Source organism: Methyloversatilis sp. (assembly GCF_965284615.1).
Lineage (GTDB): Bacteria > Pseudomonadota > Gammaproteobacteria > Burkholderiales > Rhodocyclaceae > Methyloversatilis.
This window is the reverse complement of sequence record NZ_OZ260098.1, coordinates 568,525-585,724: the sequence shown is the minus strand read 5'-3', so window position 1 is coordinate 585,724 and position 17,200 is coordinate 568,525. Positions and strand designations below refer to the sequence as shown.

The window sequence follows — 17,200 nt, the reverse complement described above, 5'->3', positions numbered from 1 at the left end:
ACGGCGTACTCCGGCCGGTGGGAGTGCCCGCATCAGCACACGCCATGCCACACCTCGCCTGCCTTTGAATTCAGATACTTGGACGGTGCGGCACACACTGCGCGTCGGGCTGCGGCGACGCGCGCCCGACACTGGACCGCAACCCCTTGCGCCGCGCCGGTCAGGCCTGTCGCATCTCGGCGACATCGCCGCGGAACAGGCCGGGGTTCAGGTCGTAGCGCTGCAGCAGGCGGTAGAACTCAGTGCGGTTGCGGCCGGCGATGCGCGCCGCGTCGGTCACGTTGCCGGCGGTGAGCTTGAGCAGCTGCACCAGGTAATTGCGCTCGAAGCGCTGTTTCGCCTCGGCGTAGCCCAACGCCTCCATCGGCTTCACACGCAGCGCGCGATCCACCAGCGCGCGCGGCACCAGTGGCGTAGTGGCCAGCGCGCACGCCTGCTCGACCACGTTCTGCAGCTGCCGCACGTTGCCGGCCCAGTGCGCGGTCGCCAGCGCTTCCAGCGCGTCGGGCGCGAAGCCGCGCAAGCGCTTGCCGTACTTCTTTGCCAGCGTGCGCAGGAAGTGCTCGGCCAGCAACGGAATGTCCTCACGCCGCTCGGACAGCGGAGGCAGCGTCAGCGTGACCACGTTGATGCGGTAATACAGGTCTTCGCGGAACTGCCCCTGCGCGAGCAGCGCGTCGAGATCGCAATGGGTGGCCGACACGATGCGCACATCAACCGGCTCGGCCTGCGTCGCGCCGACCGGCCGTACCGCCCGCTCCTGCAGGACGCGCAGCAGCTTCACCTGCAGCGCCGGCGGCATGTCGCCGATCTCGTCGAGAAACAGCGTGCCGCCGTGCGCTGCACGGAACAGCCCGGTGTGGCGCGCGACCGCGCCGCTGAAGGCGCCGCGTTCGTGGCCGAACAGTTCGGATTCGAGCAGCGCGTCCGGTATCGCGCTGCAGTTGATGGCGACGAAAGGCGCCTGCGCGCGCGGGCTGGCGCGGTGCAGGGCGCGCGCCAGCAATTCCTTGCCAGTTCCGCTGTCGCCGCGTATCAGCACGCTGGCATCGGAGGCAGCGACCAGCCGCGCCTCGTCGAGCAGTGACTCCATCCGCGCACTGCGGCTGATGAAGCCATCACGCCAGCCAGCGTCGATCGCCGTCACCGCACCGGCCGGAGCGGCGTGCGACAGCGCCTGAGCGATGCGATCGAGCAGTGAGGCGCTGTCGAAAGGTTTGGTCAGATAGCCGGCGACGCCGCGCGAGGTCGCCTCCACCGCATCGGGAATGCTGCCGTGCGCGGTCAGCAGGATGACCGGCAGCGCCGGGTGCTGCGCACGGATATCGTCGAACAGCGCGAGCCCGTCGCGGTCCGGCAGACGCACGTCGCTCAGTACCAGGCTGAAGCGCTCTACCGCCAGTCGCGTCAGCGCCGCCTCGGCCGTTTCGGCAGTGCTGACACGATAGCCGCTGGCCTTGAGCCGCAGCGACAGCAGGCGCAGCAGATCGGTGTCGTCGTCGACCAGCAGCAGACGGTGCTGCCCGTCCGCCCTCACCGCGGTACGCCGCGCGACGGAATGCGCGCGGGCGGCAGGCTGCGCTCGATGTCGGCCAGCGCGTCGAGCTTGCGCTGCAGTTCGTCCGCCCGCGCCTGACTGTCCTTCAGTTGCTGGCTGCTGCGTTCGAGCTGCTGCGTCAGCTTCACGTTGGCCGCGTCCAGGCGCTGGCGCTCGATCACCTGTTCGAGCAGCGATTTCGCATACGGCTGCACGGCCCGTGCCTCGTCGCTGCTGGAGGCGACCAGCGCCTCCAGCAGCGTGCGTGCGCGCATCAGATTGCCGCCGCGCGGCTGCGCCGCCTGCATCGCCTGCTGCAACTGGCGTTCCGCCGTATTGGTCTGTGTTTCAAGCGCCGCCGGCTGCGGCGCTTCGGCCGCCGCCGGCGCGGATGGCACGGGCTTCACGCCAGCGCAGGCAACGAGCGACAGCGCAAGCGCGATCGGGATCAGACGGGTCACACGGACGTCAGCTGGCATGGGGCAATTCGATCCTGAAGTGGGCACCGCGCTCGGCTGGCAGCACCAGTGCCCGGCCGCCGTGCGCGGCGATGAATTCGCGCACGATGGCCAGTCCGAGGCCATTGCCCTTGTCCGGGCGCGGTGCGCGGCGGCTGCCGCGGAAAAAGGGTTCGAAGATGCGTTCGGTCTCGTCGGGCGCGACCCCCGGACCTTCGTCGATGCAGTCGATGCGCGTGGTGCCGCCATCGCTGCTCAGTTCGAGCCGCACCGTACCACCGTGCGGGCTGAAGGCGATGCCGTTGGCCAAGAGGTTCGTGAGCGCGATGCGCAGCTTGGCGGCGTCGCCGCGCACCGGCGGCGCATAGCCGCTGACGTCGAGACGGATGTCCTTGGCCTGCGCCTGCAGCTTGAGGTCGGCCGCCACTTCGCGCGCCAGCGCACGCAGCGCGGTCGGCTTCAGTTCGAGGTGGCGGGCGTCGAACTGCGTCGCGTTGTAGCCGATCAGCTGTTCGATGCGTTCCTGCAGCGCGCGCGCATTGGCGTCGAGTATGCCGCTGACTTCGATCTGCTCGTCGCTGAGCCGTCCTGTCACACCGTCCTGCAGCAGCGCAATGCCCTCGCGCAGCGACGCGAGCGGCGTCTTCAGTTCGTGCGACACATGGCGCAGCACGCGATTGCGATGCGCTTCAAGATCGGCCAGCCGCAATCGCAGCCATTCGAGCTTCTCGCCGAGGCGGCGCAGATCGGCCGGGCCGCCGACCTGTACCGGCGTCGAGAACTGTCCTTCGCCGAGGCGCGCAATCGCCTGCTCCACACGCTTAAGCGGCCGCAGTATCCACCAGCCGGTGGCCACCGCGAGCAGGAGCGCGAGGGCGATGGCCGCCAGCACCTGCGTCGCCAGGGTGTCACGGCTCGACTCCAGCGTATCGAGCAGCGCCGCATTGCGGCCATCGATGGCCTCACGCACGCCGGCGGCAAGGCGATCATTGATCGGTGCGAGATCGGGTAACGCGTCGCCAACGGCGGCCTCGGCGGGCTGGTCGAACACGGCGCGCAACTGAGCTTCGGTGCGTCGCCACGTGTCCGCGTGCGGCGCGATCTGCGGCAAGCTCGCGGTCATCGTCGCCAGCGAGGCCAGCGCTTGCGTCTGAGCCTCAACGTAGCGGCGACGCAAACCGTCGTCCCGCAGCACGGCGTATTGACGCGCGCTGCGCGCCATGTCGAGCGAACGCTCGTCGATCTGCTGCATCGCCGACGTCAGATTCAATGCGCCACTGCCCGCCTCGCGGCTGGCGCGGGCGAAGTCCTGCAGCATGATCCAGCCACTTGCTGCTGCGGCACCGAGCGCGCCGGCGATCAGCAGCACGGTCAGCAGCAGGGTGGTACGGAAGGATGCATGAGGCATGAGTCGAAGGATTTCCGGTGAACGTCCGAGTCTAGGCAGCCCGGACGCGGGCCGCGGTAAGGTCCGGTAATGGAATGCAACAGAACGTTAAATCCGCAACGCCCGGGCGGTGTGTCGCCACTCGACGACAGGGCCCAGCGCACGTCTTGATGGGCGCCGCGCCCGCTTCCACGCAGCCGACTGTCGCGCTGCGGCGACAGAATCGCGGGGATTCGCTGCTGAAGTGCCGGGAAAGGTCGAACGGAAGTACGTAACTCATTGATCAAATAATAGATTCACCACCAGGCACACGATTTGCGAACAGTCGGTGCGCGCCGTGCCGCACGGTGCGAGCCACTTTCAAGGAGAAGACATGTTCAACAAGCCCGGCCTGTTCCCGAAATCCACCGAATCCACGCTGCCGCGCACGATACGACCGGGCGGCGGCGGCACGTCCGGCAGCGGCATGACGGTAAGCACGACGCCGTCGCCGGCCGCACTGTCGCCGCAGCGCGACACCCCGGCGCCGCAGCCGTCGAAGCCGGAAGCGATCGAGCCCTCGCCCACCCACGGCAGCCGCCTCATCGTCGGCCCCGACGTGAAACTGCGTGGCGCCGAAATTCTCGATTGCGACACGCTGGTGGTCGAAGGCCGGGTCGAAGCGACGATGGACAGCCGCGTCATCCGCATCGCCGAGAACGGCGCCTACTCCGGCACCGTCAGCATCGACGTGGCGGAAATCCACGGCAATTTCGACGGCGAACTAACCGCGCGCGAACAACTCATCGTCCATGCCACCGGCCGCGTCAGCGGCAAGATCCGCTACGGCAAGATCCATATCGAGGAAGGCGGCGAAATTTCCGGCGACATTAAATCGCTGGCCAGCGCCGGCAAGGAAAAGCCGGTCGAGCGCAAAGCCGACGAGCCGCGATCGCTGACCGCGCTCGCCGGTTGAAGCGGATCAGCGGACGGACGGCGCTGCGGCGTCGTCCGGCGCGGCCACAGCCTCCTCACCCCATCCGCCGCCGAGCGCGGCGTACAGGTTCACCACTTCGGCCAGTTGCCCCTGGCGTGCGCGCACCAGTGCCAGTGATGCCTCGTTGGCGGTGCGCTGCGCATCCAGCACTTCGAGATAGCGCGAGTAGCCCGCGTCGTAGCGCTTCTGCGCCAGCTGCAGGCTGCGTGCCGCGGCGTCGGCCTGCGCCTGCAGTGCGCTCACGCTCTGCGCGTAACGTTCGGCAGCGACCAGTGCGTCACGCACGTCGGTGAAGGCGTTACGGATGGCCGACACGTAGCCGGCCAGCGCCTGCTTCTGCTGCGCCGTGGCCTGATCGACACGGGCGCTGCGGCGACCAGCGTCGAACAGCGGCAGGTCGAGTGCAACGCCGAGCGACCAGATATTGGCCGGGCCGCTGAACAGATCAGACAATTCGCGGCTCTGCGAACCGTAGTTGCCGGTCAGCGAAATCGACGGATAGAGCGCCGCCTTGGCGACACCGATCTGCGCGTTGGCCGACGCCAGTTCCGCCTCCGCCTGTCGCACATCGGGACGGGCGTCGAGCAGCGACGACGGCAAGCCGGCCGGCGGCAACGGCGGCAGCGGCAGGCTGCGCAGGTCGCTGGCCTCAATTTGCATGCCCAGATGGCCGGTCAGCAGCGCGATCTGGTTTTCGGCGATGCCGCGGCTGCGCGCCAGATCGGCGATCTGCGCCTCGATTGCCGCGACCGCGCCCAGCGCCTGCTGCAGTTCCAGTTCGTTGGTGAGGCCACGCTCGACACGGCTGCGCAGGATGTCCACGTTCTCGCGCCGCGTGGCCAGCGTGTCGCGCGACAGCACAAGCTGGGCGTCGAGCGCGCGCAGGTTCAGATAGCCACCGACCACCTGGCTGACCAGCGTCAGCTCCACCGTGTCCTTCGCGTGCCGCGTACCGAGCGCCTGCGCGCGCGCCGCCTCGCTGGCACGGCGCAGCTTGCCCCAGAAGTCGAGTTCGAACGAGGTCGAGATCGCGGTCTGGAAGCTGTTGCGATAGAGCGGCGCACCGGCCGGTATAGGCGCGCCGACGCCACTGATACGCGAGCGGCTGGCGCCGGCTTCGAGGCCGACGTCGGGGAACAGGGCCGCACCGGCTTCGCGCAGCAGCGCATCGGCCTGTTCGATCCGGGCCGCGGCGCGCTGCACGTCGGCGTTGTCTGCCAGCGCCCGCTCGATCAGGGCGTTCAGCGTGTCGTCGTTGAACTGCTTCCACCAGCCCCGCGCGACGGCGACGGGCGCCGCGTCCTGAGCCGGCGCGTACTGTGCCGGCAGATCGACCGTCGGGCGCACGTAGTCCGGGCCGACCATGCAGCCGGACAGCAGCGCGGCGCAGGTCAGCGCGAGCGGCGTTTTCAGGGCGGCGGGCATCATGCGGTCACCTCGTCGGCCGGGCCGTCGTTGCGGCGCGCCGCCTTGCGGCCGGCCATCCAGCTGTAGAACATCGGAATGAATATCGTGGCGATGAAGGTGGCGGCCAGCATGCCGCCGAAGACGCCGGTACCCATGGAGCGGCGCGCCGCGGCGCCAGCGCCGGTGGCGGTGACCAGAGGCACCACGCCGAGGATGAAGGCCAGCGCCGTCATGCAGATCGGGCGGAAGCGCAGTCTTGCAGCTTCCAGCGAGGCGGTGATGGCGTCCATGCCTTCCTGCTGCTTCTGCAGCGCGAACTCGACGATCAGGATGGCGTTCTTCGCCGCCAGACCGACCAGCACCACCAGACCGATCTGGAAGTAGATGTCGTTCGGCATACCGCGCATCCATACCGCCAGCAGCGCACCGAGGATGGCGAACGGGATGGCCATGATGACCGCCAGCGGCAGCGACCAGCGCTCGTACTGCGCGGCCAGGATCAGGAACACCATGATGATGCCGAAGCCGAGCGCCAGCACCGAGGTGATGCCGGTGCGCTTCTCCTGGTAGGCCTGGCCCACCCATTCCAGCGTGTAGCCGGCCGGCAGCACCTGACGCGCCACCTCCTCCACCGTTTCAATGCCTTCGCCCGAACTGCGGCCGGGCGCGGCGTTGCCGAGAATCTTGGCGGCGACGAAGCCGTTGAAACGCTCGACCATTTCCGGTCCGACCACGGTGCGCACGCTGATCACCGCCGACAGCGGAATCATCGCGCCGGAGCTCGACCGGACGTAGGGCTTGCCGAGATCTTCCGGTTTCATCCGGTAGGGCGCGTCGGCGCCGAGCTGCACCTTGTAGGTCTTGCCCGAGCGGTTGAAGTCGTTCACGTACAGCGTGCCCATCGTCGCCTGCAGCGTCGAATACAGCGCGTCGAGCGGAATGCCCAGCGACAGCGCCTTCGGCTCATCGACGTTGACAGCGAGCTGCGGTGACGACACGCGGAAGAAGGTCTTCACGTCCACCAGCTCGGGCCGCTTGTTCAGCTCGGCGATCAGCTGGCCGGTGATGGCGGCCAGCTTGCGCGCATCCGAATCCTCGCGCGCCTGCACATAGGCCTCGAAGCCACCGGCCGCACCCAGGCCCTGGATAGGCGGCGGATTGAAGATGAAGCCCATGCCGTCGGTCAGCTTCATGCCTTCGGCGGCGATCACCTTCTGCAGGTCGTCGGCCGTGGTCGCGCGGTCCTTCCATGGTTTCAGCACGACGAAGGTCATCGCCACGCTGGGCCGGTTGTTGCCGGTGATGAAGTCCATGCCGCGCACCATGAACACGTTCTCCACCGCCGGGTGGTCGTTGATGACGCGGCGGATCTTCTCGAACGACACCTCGGTCCGCTCGGCAGAAGCGCCGTCGGGCAGCGTGACGAAGCCGAACAGATAGCCCTGGTCCTCGGACGGCACGAAGGCGCCGGGCACGACGCGGAACATGAAACCGGCGCCGGCGAACAGCAGCAGGACCAGCAGCGTCGCCACCACGCGGTGGCGCAGCGTGGCGCCCACGGTGCCGGTGTACAGCCGGGTAAGCCACTCGAAGCCGCGATTGAACGGGCGGAAGAACTTCACCTCGCCCTCGTGCTCCTTCAGCATCAGCGCGCACAGCGCAGGCGTCAGCGTCAGCGCGACCACGCCGGAGATCGTCACCGAGATCGCCACCGTGGCGGCGAACTGCTGGTAGAGCTGACCGGCGATGCCGCCGAGGAAGGCGACCGGCACGAACACCGCACACAGCACCAGCACCATCGCCACCAGCGCGCCGGACACCTCGCGCATCGCCGCCATCGACGCCTCCTTGGGCGGCAGCGCGTGCTCGCGCATCTGGCGCTCGACGTTCTCGAGCACGACGATGGCGTCATCGACCACGATGCCGATCGATAGCACCATCGCGAACAGCGTCAGCGTGTTGATCGAGAAGCCGAGCGCCCACAGACCGGCGAAGGTGCCGACCAGCGACACCGGCACCGCGATCAGCGGAATCAGCGTGGCCCGCCAGTTCTGCAGGAACACCCACACCACCAGCACGACCAGCACGGTGGCCTCGGCCAGCGTATGCACCACCTCCTTGATCGACTCGCTGATGAAGCGTGTGGTGTCGTTCGGAATGATGAATTCAGTCCCTTCGGGCAGACGCTGCGACAGTTCGTCGAGCTTGGCGCGCACTGCCTTGGCGGTGTCGAGCGCGTTGGCGCCCGACTGCAGATAGACACCCATACCCGACACCGGCGTGCCATTCACCTTGGTCGTGCGGTCGTAGTTCTCGGCACCGAGTTCGATGCGGGCGACGTCCTTCAGGCGCACCACGCCGCCGGGCCCGTCGGCGCGCAGGATGATGTTCTCGAACTGCGGAATGTCGAGCAGGCGGCCCTTGGCGGTCACCGTGTAGGTGAGCTGCTGGCCGTTGGTGACCGGCTCCTGACCGATGCGGCCGACTGCGTTCTGCGCGTTCTGCACACGGATGGCGGCCGCCACCTCGGTGGTCGTGATGCCGAGGCGTGCCATCACGTCCGGCTTCAGCCAGACGCGCATCGCGTACGGTGCGTCAAAGGCAAGGGCGTCGCCTACGCCCGGCAGGCGGCGCAGTTCCTCCAGCACGTTCACCTGCACGTAATTGGTCAGGAACAGCGTGTCGCGCTGGCCGTCGGTGACTTCAGCGCGGCGATCATCAGCAGGTTGTTCGAGCGCTTGCGCACCACCAGACCGGAGCGGCGCACGTCTTCCGGCAGCCGCGACTCGGCCACCGAAATGCGGTTGTTCACGGCGATCAGCGCGGTATCCGGATTGGTGCCCACCTCGAAGGTGAGCGTGATGGTGACCGTGCCGTTCGAGGTCGAGGTCGAGTTGAAGTACAGCAGGCCCTCGATGCCCGACAGCTGCTCCTCGATCGGTGCCGCCACCGTGCGCGCCAGCGTTTCCGAGTTGGCGCCCGGATAGGTCGCCGTGACGATGACCGTGGGCGGCGAGATTTCGGGGTACTGCGCGATCGGCAACGACAGCGAGGCCACCAGGCCCGCGATCATGATGACGATGGATATGACGCCCGAGAATATAGGGCGATTGATGAAGAAGCGGGCCATGTGCGGGCGCTCCTTCAGGACTTCGCCGGCGGCGCGGCTTCACCCGCCGCGCGCGGCGCCACCGGCGCACCCGGTCGCAGCTTGATCAGGTTATCGACGATGACGCGGTCGCCAGCCTGCAGGCCGCCGGTCACCACCCAGTCCTTGCCCTGCCACTGACCGAGCTTGACCGGACGCGGCTCCACCTTGCCTTCGGCATTCGCCAGCATCACCACCGGACCGCTTTCGGTCTGCGTCACCGCAGCCTGCGGTACCAGGAACACATTGTCGCGCTCACCGGCGATCACCCGTGCGCGGACGAACTGGCCGGGCAGCACGACGGCGTCGGCATTGGCGAACTCGGCGCGCATTTCCAGCGTGCCCAGCGCAGGATCGATGCGGCTGGCGGAAAAATTGATGCGGCCACGCTGCGGCAGGATGCTGCCGTCGGGCAGCTGCAGCTCGACCTCGCGGAAGCTGCGCACCGCGGCCCGCCCGCCCGGCACAGCGGCCAGATCGTTGTCCGACAGACTGAAACGCACCCAGATCGGATTGATCTGCGCGATGGTGGTGAGCAGGCTGTCGCTGCCGGTATTCACCAGCGAACCTTCCGAGCGATGGGCGCGGCCGGTCACCCCGGCCACCGGCGCGCTCACCTGCGTGTAGCTCAGATTCAGCTCCGCCTCGCGCACCGCTGCCTCGGCCGACTTCACCGCGGCGCGGGCCACGGCAGTCGCCGAGCGGGCGTCATCGAATTCCTTCTGGCTGATCGCCTTCTCTGCCACCAGCCCGGTCAGACGCTGCGCTTCACGTGCCGTCTGTTCCTCGACCGCCTGCGCTTCGGCCAGACGCGCCTTGGCCTGCGCCAGCGCAATCTCGAACGGTGCACGCTCGATACGGAACAGCATCTGCCCGGCCTTGACCGGCTCACCCTCGCGGAACAGCCACTTTTCGAGGATGCCGCTGACGCGCGCCCGCACTTCGACTTCGCGCGCACCTTCGGCCTGCGCCACCGCCTCGACCACCAGCGGCGCCTGCGTCGGCGCCACTTCAATCACGGTCACCGGCATCGCCTGCGGCGCCGCGGCGGCCGGCTGCGCGGACTTGTCGCCGCTGCAGGCGGACAGCAGCAGTGCTGCAGCGATCAGCACGACGAAACCGAAAGAGGTGTGGAGCGGAGAAAGTCGGCGTCCCGGGCGCACGGCCAGGCGGGAAATCGGGCGCGAGGCAGGCACGGCGGCCGCGGAGCGGACAGGCATCGGGGAACTCTCCTGAATTCGGCCTGCAATTATATACAAGCACGAATGTTTGTAAATTTGCCTCATGCGCGGTGTTGGCGCATGGCGGATGAACTGTCACTGAGTCACAACGGCGCCGATTCGGTTCCTGCGGACGGCGGATTCTCCGGCGCGGTGCCCTCCGGTATGCCCTGCAGTTGACGCCGGACCATGTGGATGTGGGCACGCAGCTGGTAGTGATAATCGGAATGCGCCAGCGGCACCGTGATGCGCGCGACCGCCGCCTCGATGCGGTCGATGTCGTCCAACCACTCGGCCCGGCTTCGTTTCGTGTCCGGCAGCATTGCCTGACGTTCGACGTCCTTCAGTTCGCCGTACCAGCGGTACAGCTTGCTGCGCACACGCCAGACGTAGAGCTGCGGCAGGATCTTGAACAGCGGCAGGGCCAGCGCGAGCAGCGGCACCAGCAGCACCAGCATGCGATCGAACAGGTTGGCGATCGAGAACGGCAGGTAGCGCTGCAGGAAAGGCGGACCGACCTCGTAGAAGCGTTTGGCGCGCGGATGCAGTTCGAAGTCGCCGCCGTCGGGCTTTGGAAACTCGCCGGGTCGCTGGAACACGCTGGCCTCGGCATGCGCCGGCTTCATCGCGCCCAGCATCAGGTCGATCAGCGCCGGATGCGTGTCCTCGCGCGCCACCATATAAGCCTGTGTCGCCACCAGCGACACGTCCTTCGGCGGAATGTCGCGCACGAAATCGATGGCGCCACGCGGCAGCGTGAGCATGGTCAGATGGGGGAAGCGGCGAGAATAGGCGGACGCCTGCGCCATGCTCATCAGCGAAATCCCGTCCGAATAGAGCAGCGCCCACACACTGGCCGAGTGCACCGCGCCAACCACGACCAGCGCGTCGATGCGGCGGTCGCGCAGCGCGGTGACGCCGGCGATTCCGCTCAACGGCAGCAGGCGCCGCCTGTCGTCCGCCATGCCGTGCGCGGCCAGCATCTGCAGCGCAAGGTGGCGGGTGCCGCTGCCTTCGGGCCCGACGCCGATGCGCAGGCCCTTCAGCTGATCCAGCCGCTCCAGCCCCGGCCGGCCGCGGTAGAACACCCATACCGGTTCGTAATAGGCGGCCCCGAGCGACAGCAGCCCGGGCGGGTGATCTTCCGCGCTGCCGCCCTGGACGAAAGCGAAATCGACGGTCTGCTCCGGGTCGTTCAGGCGCTTCAGGTTCTCGATCGAACCGGCGCTTTCGAGCGCTTTCACGCCGACGCCGAAGGGCTCGATCAGCGGTTTGTAGCGCGCGCAGAACGATTCATACGCTGAACCCTGAGCGCCGCAGGAGATCGTCGTCTGATCGGGCGGCGCCGGCTTGATGTAGCGGGCAGCGAACCAGAAGCCGGCGGCGATGATGAGCAGCGCAGGCACGCCGAGCGCGAACATGTCGCGGAAGGACAGCTGGCGCAGCCAGTTGCGCAGCGCGGAAGCACGGAGCGTATAGGGCGTCGGAGCATTCATCGGGCAGTAGGGTAGCGCGCAGACCGGGCTCGTGCACGGCCGGATGCCCTCGCGCACGTGTGTTTCATTCTGTCAGCCGCGATCCTGGCCGTCTAAAGTCGCCCGCACGCGGCGCCGTTATTCCTTCGTGCGGAAAGGATGGATCGGGCGGGCCGATCGGGCACCGCCGCACATCGAACAAGATACGCACACGGGGTGCCCTGGATGAATGTAGTGGTCGTGGATGATGCGCAGGTGAATCTGGTTCTGATGTCTGCGCTGCTGGGCAAGCTGCCGGACGTTGAAGCGACCTGCTTCCTGTCGCCGTCCGAGGCGCTCGAACACTGCATGCGCGAAGACCCTGATCTGGTCATCGTCGATTACATGATGCCGGACATGGATGGCATCGAATTCATCCGGCGCTTCCGCTCCAATCTGGCGCGCACGCAGACGCCGCTGCTGATGGTCACCGCCGACCACGAGCGCGAAGTGCGCTACCGCGCGCTGGAATCCGGCGCCAACGACTTCCTGACCAAGCCGGTTGACCGTGTCGAGTTCACCTCCCGCGTCAAGAACATGCTGTCGCTGCGTCGCAGCCAGGTCGTGCTGGCGAACCATGCCCGCGTACTGGCCGAAGAGGTCCGCCGCGCCACTGCCGAAATATTCGAGCGCGAGCGCGAGACGCTGAACAAGCTGGCGCGCGCGGCCGAGTTCCGCGACCCGGAGACCGGTGCACACATTCTGCGCATGGCACACTTCTCGGCGCTGATCGCACGCGAAATGGGTCTCGACGCGGACATGCAGGAAGCATTGCTGATCGCCGCACCGATGCACGACGTCGGCAAGCTGGGCACACCGGACCACATCCTGCTCAAACCGGGCCGCCTCGACCCGGACGAGTTCGAGATCATGAAGCAGCACGCCTCCATCGGCTACGAAATCCTGAAGGACTCGGCGTCGCCCTACATGCAGCTGGCGGCGACGATCGCACTCAGCCATCACGAGAAGTTCGACGGCAGCGGCTACCCCAAGGGCCTCGCCGGCGAAGCGATCCCGCTGGTTGGGCGCATCGTCGCAGTGGCCGACGTGTTCGACGCACTGACCTCGTCGCGCCCCTACAAGAAGGCGTGGGAGGTCGCACGGGCACGCGACTTTCTCGCCGCTGGACGCAACCTGCACTTCGATCCGAGCTGTGTGGACGCCATGCTTGGACGCTGGGAGGAAGTGCAGGAGATCCGGGCGCGCTTCCGGGACGACTGAGTCATGAAGCTGCTTGCCTTCGGGCCGCACCGCCTGCTGCTGCGCATCACCGCGCTGTTCGCCCTCGCCTTCAGCATCGGCGCCGCAGGCAACGCACTGTACACGGCCCGCGAACAGGCGGACGAAACACTGCGCCTGCTTGAACGCAGCGCACTGGCCGAGTCACGCGCCATCGCGGCCGGCCTGGCCGCCGACATCGAACACGACCGCGATGCACTGCTCGCGCTGCGACCACGGCTGCCCGACACGTCCGTGCTGATGGCAGCGGCACTGATCGCGCCCAACGGCGAAGTCATGTCGGCGCTCAGGCGCGCTGATGACGGCGCTTGGCGCACAGCCGTCGCCCGTCTGACCGACGCCCCGCCACCAGGCCTGATCGCGCGTGCGCGCACCGCAGCAGAGGACGACGCGGGGCGGCGGGTCATCGTCAGCTGGGTGCCGCTGGTGGCTGGCGGACAGACCGTCTGGCTGCGCACCGAGACCGATACGCAGGAAGCACGCGAAGTGCATGCGCACATCCTGCACGACAGCCTGCTGCACGGCCTGTTCGCGCTACTGCTCGGCTCCGCGGCCCTCTATCTGCTGCTGCGCCGGCCGCTGGCCGCGCTGAACCAGTGCACCGACTTTGCCGAAAGACTGGATCTGGCAATGGGCGAAACCCTGCCGGCAGCGACCGGTTCGCACGAAACCGACCGACTGGCGCAGGCACTGAACTGGGCGTCGCTGAGCCTCTACGACCAGCGCAGCGCGCTCGCCGAAAGCGAAGCGCGGACAGGAGCCATACTCGGTGCGGCGCTCGACGCGGTGATCACCTTCGACGGCTTCGGCAACGTGATCGAGTACAACCCGGCCGCCGAACGCATGCTGGGCTGGACGGCGGCCGAAGCGATGCAGCATCCGGTGATCGAACTGCTGGTCGCACCTGCCGAACGCGAACGCGGCCAGCACGACCTGCTGCAGTGGCTGGGCCGCCGCTTCGACGCGGTGATCGGCCACCACATGGAACTGGACATCCGCCACCGCAGCGGTCGCCGCTTTCCCGCCCAGCTGGCCATCACCTCGACGCACATGAAGGGGCGCGCGCTGTTCACCGCCTTCATTTCCGACATCAGCGAGCGGCGCGCGGTGCACGAGCAGATGATGCAGGCGCGCGACGCGGCCGAAGCCGCGAGCCGGGCGAAGAGCGACTTCCTGGCCAATATGAGCCACGAAATCCGCACCCCGATGAACGCCATCATGGGCATGACCGAACTGGCGCTCGACACCGACCTGACCGGCGAGCAGCGCGAGTACCTGACGCTGGTGAAGCAGTCGTCGGACACGCTGCTGACGCTGATCGACGACATCCTAGACTTCTCGAAGATCGAGGCCGGGCATCTGGACTTCGAGCACATCCCGTTCAGCCTGCGCGAGGTGATCGGCAGCATCGTGCGCACGCTGGCGCCCAAGCCGGGCCGCCCGGTCCAACTCGGCTGTCGCATCGATCCATCGGTGGCGGACGGCGTCATCGGCGACCCGGTGCGGCTGCGTCAGGTGCTGACCAATCTGATCGGCAATGCGCTGAAGTTCACCGAGCGCGGCAACGTCGATCTGGCGGTCACGCTCGACAGCCAGGACGAAGGCGTGCAAACGCTGCGCTTCGCCGTGCGCGACACCGGCATCGGCATTCCCGCGGACAAGCAGGCACTCATCTTCGACGCCTTCTCACAGGCCGACAGTTCGACCACTCGCCGCTTCGGTGGCACCGGTCTCGGCCTTGCGATCTGCACACGACTGGTCAAGCGCATGGGCGGCAGGCTGGAAGTGATCAGCGCACCGGGTGAAGGATCGACCTTTCATTTCACCGTGCCCTTGACCAGCGCGCGCGCCGGTGAACTGGCATCGCAGGAGAGCGGCTCGCTGGAACGGATGCCGCTGCTGGTGATCGAGCCCGACCCGACATCGCGTGCGCATCTCGCTGCACAGCTGGCGCAGTGGCAGATGGCGGCACGCTTGTGCGCTGACCTCGACGAGGGCATCGGCGCCATCGTCGCGGCCGAGAGCGAGGCGCAGTGCTTCCGCGCACTGCTGGTGGCCGAGGACCTCGCCGCACGCGACGGCTGGGCCCTGGTGCACGCACTGAAGGGGCAGTGCGCCGCCGAACTGCCCATCATCCTGCTGCACGATGGCGAAGCGCCCGGGGCCGACCGCCTGCCGGCCGGTGTCAGCGGCGTTGTCGCGCGGCCTGCGCAGACCGCCGCGTTGCTCAACGCACTGATGGCCGCGACCGGCACCGGCACGACCGGCGAGCGGCGCAGCATTCCGGTGACCGAGGGCGGCGAGGGACGCCGTCTCAACATCCTGCTGGCCGAAGACAATCCGGTTAACCAGACGCTGGCGGTGCGCCTGCTGGAGCGACTGGGCCACGAAGTTGACGTGGCGGCGAACGGCCTCGAAGCCGTCGCGAAGGCGGCCTGCATCCGCTACGACGTCATCCTGATGGATCTGCAGATGCCACAGATGGGTGGCTTCGACGCTACGCGTCACATCCGGGCACAGGACGGCGAGCGGCATACGCCCATCGTGGCGATGACCGCGCATGCGATGGCCGGCGACCGCGAGAAGTGTTTCGCCGCCGGCATGGACGCCTACGTATCGAAACCGATACAGGTTCCGGCACTGATACGCGCACTGGAAGAGGCATTGCAGAAGCCGGCGTCGGCGCCGGCCGAACACCGCGAGGAGAACGTCGGCAAGGCGGACGACATGCACGCGACGCAGTTCGACCGCGCGTTCACGCTCGGCAATCTGGGCGGCGACGAAGTGCTGATGCGCGACATCATCGTGCTCTTCCTGCGCGACTACCGGGCCATGCTGGGTGCGTTGCGCGAGGCACGGTCGGTATCGCGCGATGCGCTTGCGGTCGAGGCGCACACGATCAAGGGTACGGTGCGCAACTTCGGCGGCACCCGGGCCGCCGGCATCGCCGGGCGGCTCGAACGCAGTGGCGCCACGGCGCCGGACGACGCCGGCACCGACCTGCTGATCGACCAGCTGGAAACCGAGGTGGAGGCCCTGGCCGCCGAACTGCGGGCGGAACTGCAGGCCGCCCGCGTCGCGGCCTGATCAGCCGAGACGTTGCCGCGCGACACCGGCAACCAGCGCCACGCCGGACAGCATCAGCGCCCACGATGCAGGCTCGGGCACGGCGGTAATGGCGACGTTGTCGAGCGCCGTCGTCTCCACCACCCCCGAAATGTACTCGCCGCGGATACGCAGGCGCTGCAGGTCGCCGAGTACCGACTGCATTTGTGCAGCGGTGGCGAAACTGCCGCCAAGACCGCCGACGCGCCAGCTCCCCTCCGCCAGCGACACGGTGAAGTCGGTCCAGTCAATGCCGGGCTGGTTGTCGTGCTGGAACACCAGCACCAGGCCCGCACCGTTCACCAGAACCACGTCCGGATCGTCGCGCCATTGCGGTGTCTGTACCGACAAGGTCTGGCTGTAGCGCAGCGTACCGCCGTAGTAGCCCGACAGATCGCCGAGGAAGGACTCCGGTGCTTCGAAGAAGAAGCTCATCGCCGACGGATCGGTGTAGCGGATGAACTGGCCTTCCTCGTCGTAGTCCGGTGTGAAGGAGCCGCCGAAGGAATCGAAGGGAGGATTGGTGTCGGACACCGTCCAGCCGTCGCTGCCGGAATCGAAGGTGCTCGACGGTGCGGCCAATGCCGCCTGGGACGCGCCGAGCGACAGCAGCAGCGCGATGATGTGGGAACGCATGTCCGACCTCCGATTCCGATGTTGGAAGCCGGCAACCTAAACCTGCAGGGCACGCACGCCACGTGAATATCTCACGGACGTGCGTTGCCAGTCGCCGCTCAGCCTGCTGACTGCGTGCCGCGCTGGATGAACTCGATCTTGTAGCCGTCCGGGTCCTCGACGAAGGCAATCACGGTCGAGCCGTGCTTCATCGGGCCGGCCTCACGCACCACCTTGCCGCCGCGTGCCTTCACCTGGTCACAGGCGGCGTATGCGTCGTTGACCTCGAGCGCGATGTGGCCGTAGGCGTTGCCGAGGTCGTACTTGTCGGTGTCCCAGTTGTGGGTCAGTTCAAGCACCGCGCCGTCGGCTTCGTCCTGGTAGCCGACGAAGGCCAGCGTGAACTTGCCGTCCGGATAGTCCTTGCGGCGCAGCTCGCGCATGCCGAGGACATTGGTGTAGAAATCGATGGAGCGGTCGAGATTGCCGACGCGCAGCATGGTGTGAAGGATGCGCATGTGTGAGTCCTCATTTCAGTTCCGCACGGCCGTTCCGAAGGAACTGACCTCCCCCTCGGGGGAAACGAGCGTAGCG

Annotated in this window: 11 protein-coding genes and 1 pseudogene; 3 read left to right on the top strand and 9 right to left on the bottom strand. The window is 67.5% G+C overall.

The window, feature by feature from the left end; translation table 11 throughout:
* Positions 1 to 160 precede the first annotated feature (160 nt).
* Genes ACQ66H_RS02850 through ACQ66H_RS02840 form a run of 3 tightly spaced genes read right to left on the bottom strand, consistent with a single transcriptional unit; the run spans position 161 to position 3,403 of the window.
* Complete coding sequence (locus tag ACQ66H_RS02850; protein ID WP_304005453.1) at positions 161 to 1,537, bottom strand: sigma 54-interacting transcriptional regulator; 1,377 nt, start codon at positions 1,535 to 1,537, stop codon at positions 161 to 163.
* Positions 1,534 to 2,016 (bottom strand): hypothetical protein, encoded by a 483-nt coding sequence (locus ACQ66H_RS02845; protein WP_430432726.1) that lies wholly within the window; start codon positions 2,014 to 2,016, stop codon positions 1,534 to 1,536. The genes ACQ66H_RS02850 and ACQ66H_RS02845 overlap by 4 nt, the downstream gene beginning before the upstream one ends.
* Positions 2,006 to 3,403 (bottom strand): HAMP domain-containing sensor histidine kinase, encoded by a 1,398-nt coding sequence (locus ACQ66H_RS02840; protein WP_430432725.1) that lies wholly within the window; start codon positions 3,401 to 3,403, stop codon positions 2,006 to 2,008. Before ACQ66H_RS02840 ends, ACQ66H_RS02845 begins: the two co-directional genes overlap by 11 nt.
* Before the next feature lie 352 nt (positions 3,404 to 3,755).
* On the opposite strand from ACQ66H_RS02840, the gene ACQ66H_RS02835 reads away from it, so the two are divergent.
* Positions 3,756 to 4,337: a bactofilin family protein gene (locus ACQ66H_RS02835; RefSeq protein ID WP_304005444.1), complete on the top strand. Its 582-nt coding sequence runs from the start codon at positions 3,756 to 3,758 to the stop codon at positions 4,335 to 4,337.
* A 6-nt stretch (positions 4,338 to 4,343) separates the two neighbouring features.
* Here the strand turns inward: ACQ66H_RS02835 and ACQ66H_RS02830 are convergent, their stop codons facing one another.
* The 4 genes and pseudogenes from ACQ66H_RS02830 to ACQ66H_RS02815 all read right to left on the bottom strand — a co-directional run bounded on the left by ACQ66H_RS02830 (position 4,344) and on the right by ACQ66H_RS02815 (position 11,629).
* On the bottom strand, positions 4,344 to 5,786 hold the full coding sequence (locus ACQ66H_RS02830) for an efflux transporter outer membrane subunit (RefSeq protein ID WP_430432724.1): 1,443 nt from the start codon (positions 5,784 to 5,786) through the stop codon (positions 4,344 to 4,346).
* A pseudogene (locus ACQ66H_RS02825) lies at positions 5,783 to 8,895 on the bottom strand (efflux RND transporter permease subunit). Before ACQ66H_RS02825 ends, ACQ66H_RS02830 begins: the two are co-directional and overlap by 4 nt.
* A gap of 14 nt (positions 8,896 to 8,909) precedes the next feature.
* Positions 8,910 to 10,133 (bottom strand): efflux RND transporter periplasmic adaptor subunit, encoded by a 1,224-nt coding sequence (locus ACQ66H_RS02820; protein ID WP_430432723.1) that lies wholly within the window; start codon positions 10,131 to 10,133, stop codon positions 8,910 to 8,912.
* A 104-nt stretch (positions 10,134 to 10,237) separates the two neighbouring features.
* Positions 10,238 to 11,629 carry a TAXI family TRAP transporter solute-binding subunit gene (locus ACQ66H_RS02815; protein WP_430432722.1) on the bottom strand — a complete coding sequence of 464 codons (1,392 nt, stop codon included), beginning with the start codon at positions 11,627 to 11,629 and terminating at the stop codon, positions 10,238 to 10,240.
* 204 nt (positions 11,630 to 11,833) lie between these two features.
* Between ACQ66H_RS02815 and ACQ66H_RS02810 the strand changes: the two genes are divergently transcribed.
* The gene (locus ACQ66H_RS02810; protein WP_430432721.1) at positions 11,834 to 12,868 is read left to right on the top strand and encodes an HD domain-containing phosphohydrolase; all 1,035 of its coding nucleotides are present in this window, start codon (positions 11,834 to 11,836) and stop codon (positions 12,866 to 12,868) included.
* A gap of 3 nt (positions 12,869 to 12,871) precedes the next feature.
* A complete protein-coding gene (locus tag ACQ66H_RS02805; RefSeq protein ID WP_430432720.1) occupies positions 12,872 to 15,973 on the top strand; it encodes an ATP-binding protein in 3,102 nt (1,033 codons plus the stop codon).
* Here the strand turns inward: ACQ66H_RS02805 and ACQ66H_RS02800 are convergent, their stop codons facing one another.
* On the bottom strand, positions 15,974 to 16,627 hold the full coding sequence (locus tag ACQ66H_RS02800; protein ID WP_430432719.1) for a laminin B domain-containing protein: 654 nt from the start codon (positions 16,625 to 16,627) through the stop codon (positions 15,974 to 15,976).
* Between the two features lie 98 nt (positions 16,628 to 16,725).
* Positions 16,726 to 17,124, bottom strand: coding sequence for a lactoylglutathione lyase (gene gloA / locus ACQ66H_RS02795; protein ID WP_430432718.1), 399 nt, complete (start codon positions 17,122 to 17,124; stop codon positions 16,726 to 16,728).
* Positions 17,125 to 17,200 lie beyond the last annotated feature (76 nt).

Bases quoted from the DNA above. Each gene is read 5' to 3' on its own strand.
- ACQ66H_RS02805 (WP_430432720.1), top strand. From the start codon at position 12,872: ATGAAGCTGCTTGCCTTCGGGCCGCACCGCCTGCTGCTGCGCATCACC.
- ACQ66H_RS02815 (WP_430432722.1), bottom strand. From the start codon at position 11,629: ATGAATGCTCCGACGCCCTATACGCTCCGTGCTTCCGCGCTGCGCAAC.
- ACQ66H_RS02830 (WP_430432724.1), bottom strand. From the start codon at position 5,786: ATGATGCCCGCCGCCCTGAAAACGCCGCTCGCGCTGACCTGCGCCGCG.
- ACQ66H_RS02845 (WP_430432726.1), bottom strand. From the start codon at position 2,016: ATGCCAGCTGACGTCCGTGTGACCCGTCTGATCCCGATCGCGCTTGCG.
- ACQ66H_RS02800 (WP_430432719.1), bottom strand. From the start codon at position 16,627: ATGCGTTCCCACATCATCGCGCTGCTGCTGTCGCTCGGCGCGTCCCAG.
- gloA (WP_430432718.1), bottom strand. From the start codon at position 17,124: ATGCGCATCCTTCACACCATGCTGCGCGTCGGCAATCTCGACCGCTCC.
- ACQ66H_RS02810 (WP_430432721.1), top strand. From the start codon at position 11,834: ATGAATGTAGTGGTCGTGGATGATGCGCAGGTGAATCTGGTTCTGATG.
- ACQ66H_RS02835 (WP_304005444.1), top strand. From the start codon at position 3,756: ATGTTCAACAAGCCCGGCCTGTTCCCGAAATCCACCGAATCCACGCTG.
- ACQ66H_RS02840 (WP_430432725.1), bottom strand. From the start codon at position 3,403: ATGCCTCATGCATCCTTCCGTACCACCCTGCTGCTGACCGTGCTGCTG.
- ACQ66H_RS02820 (WP_430432723.1), bottom strand. From the start codon at position 10,133: ATGCCTGTCCGCTCCGCGGCCGCCGTGCCTGCCTCGCGCCCGATTTCC.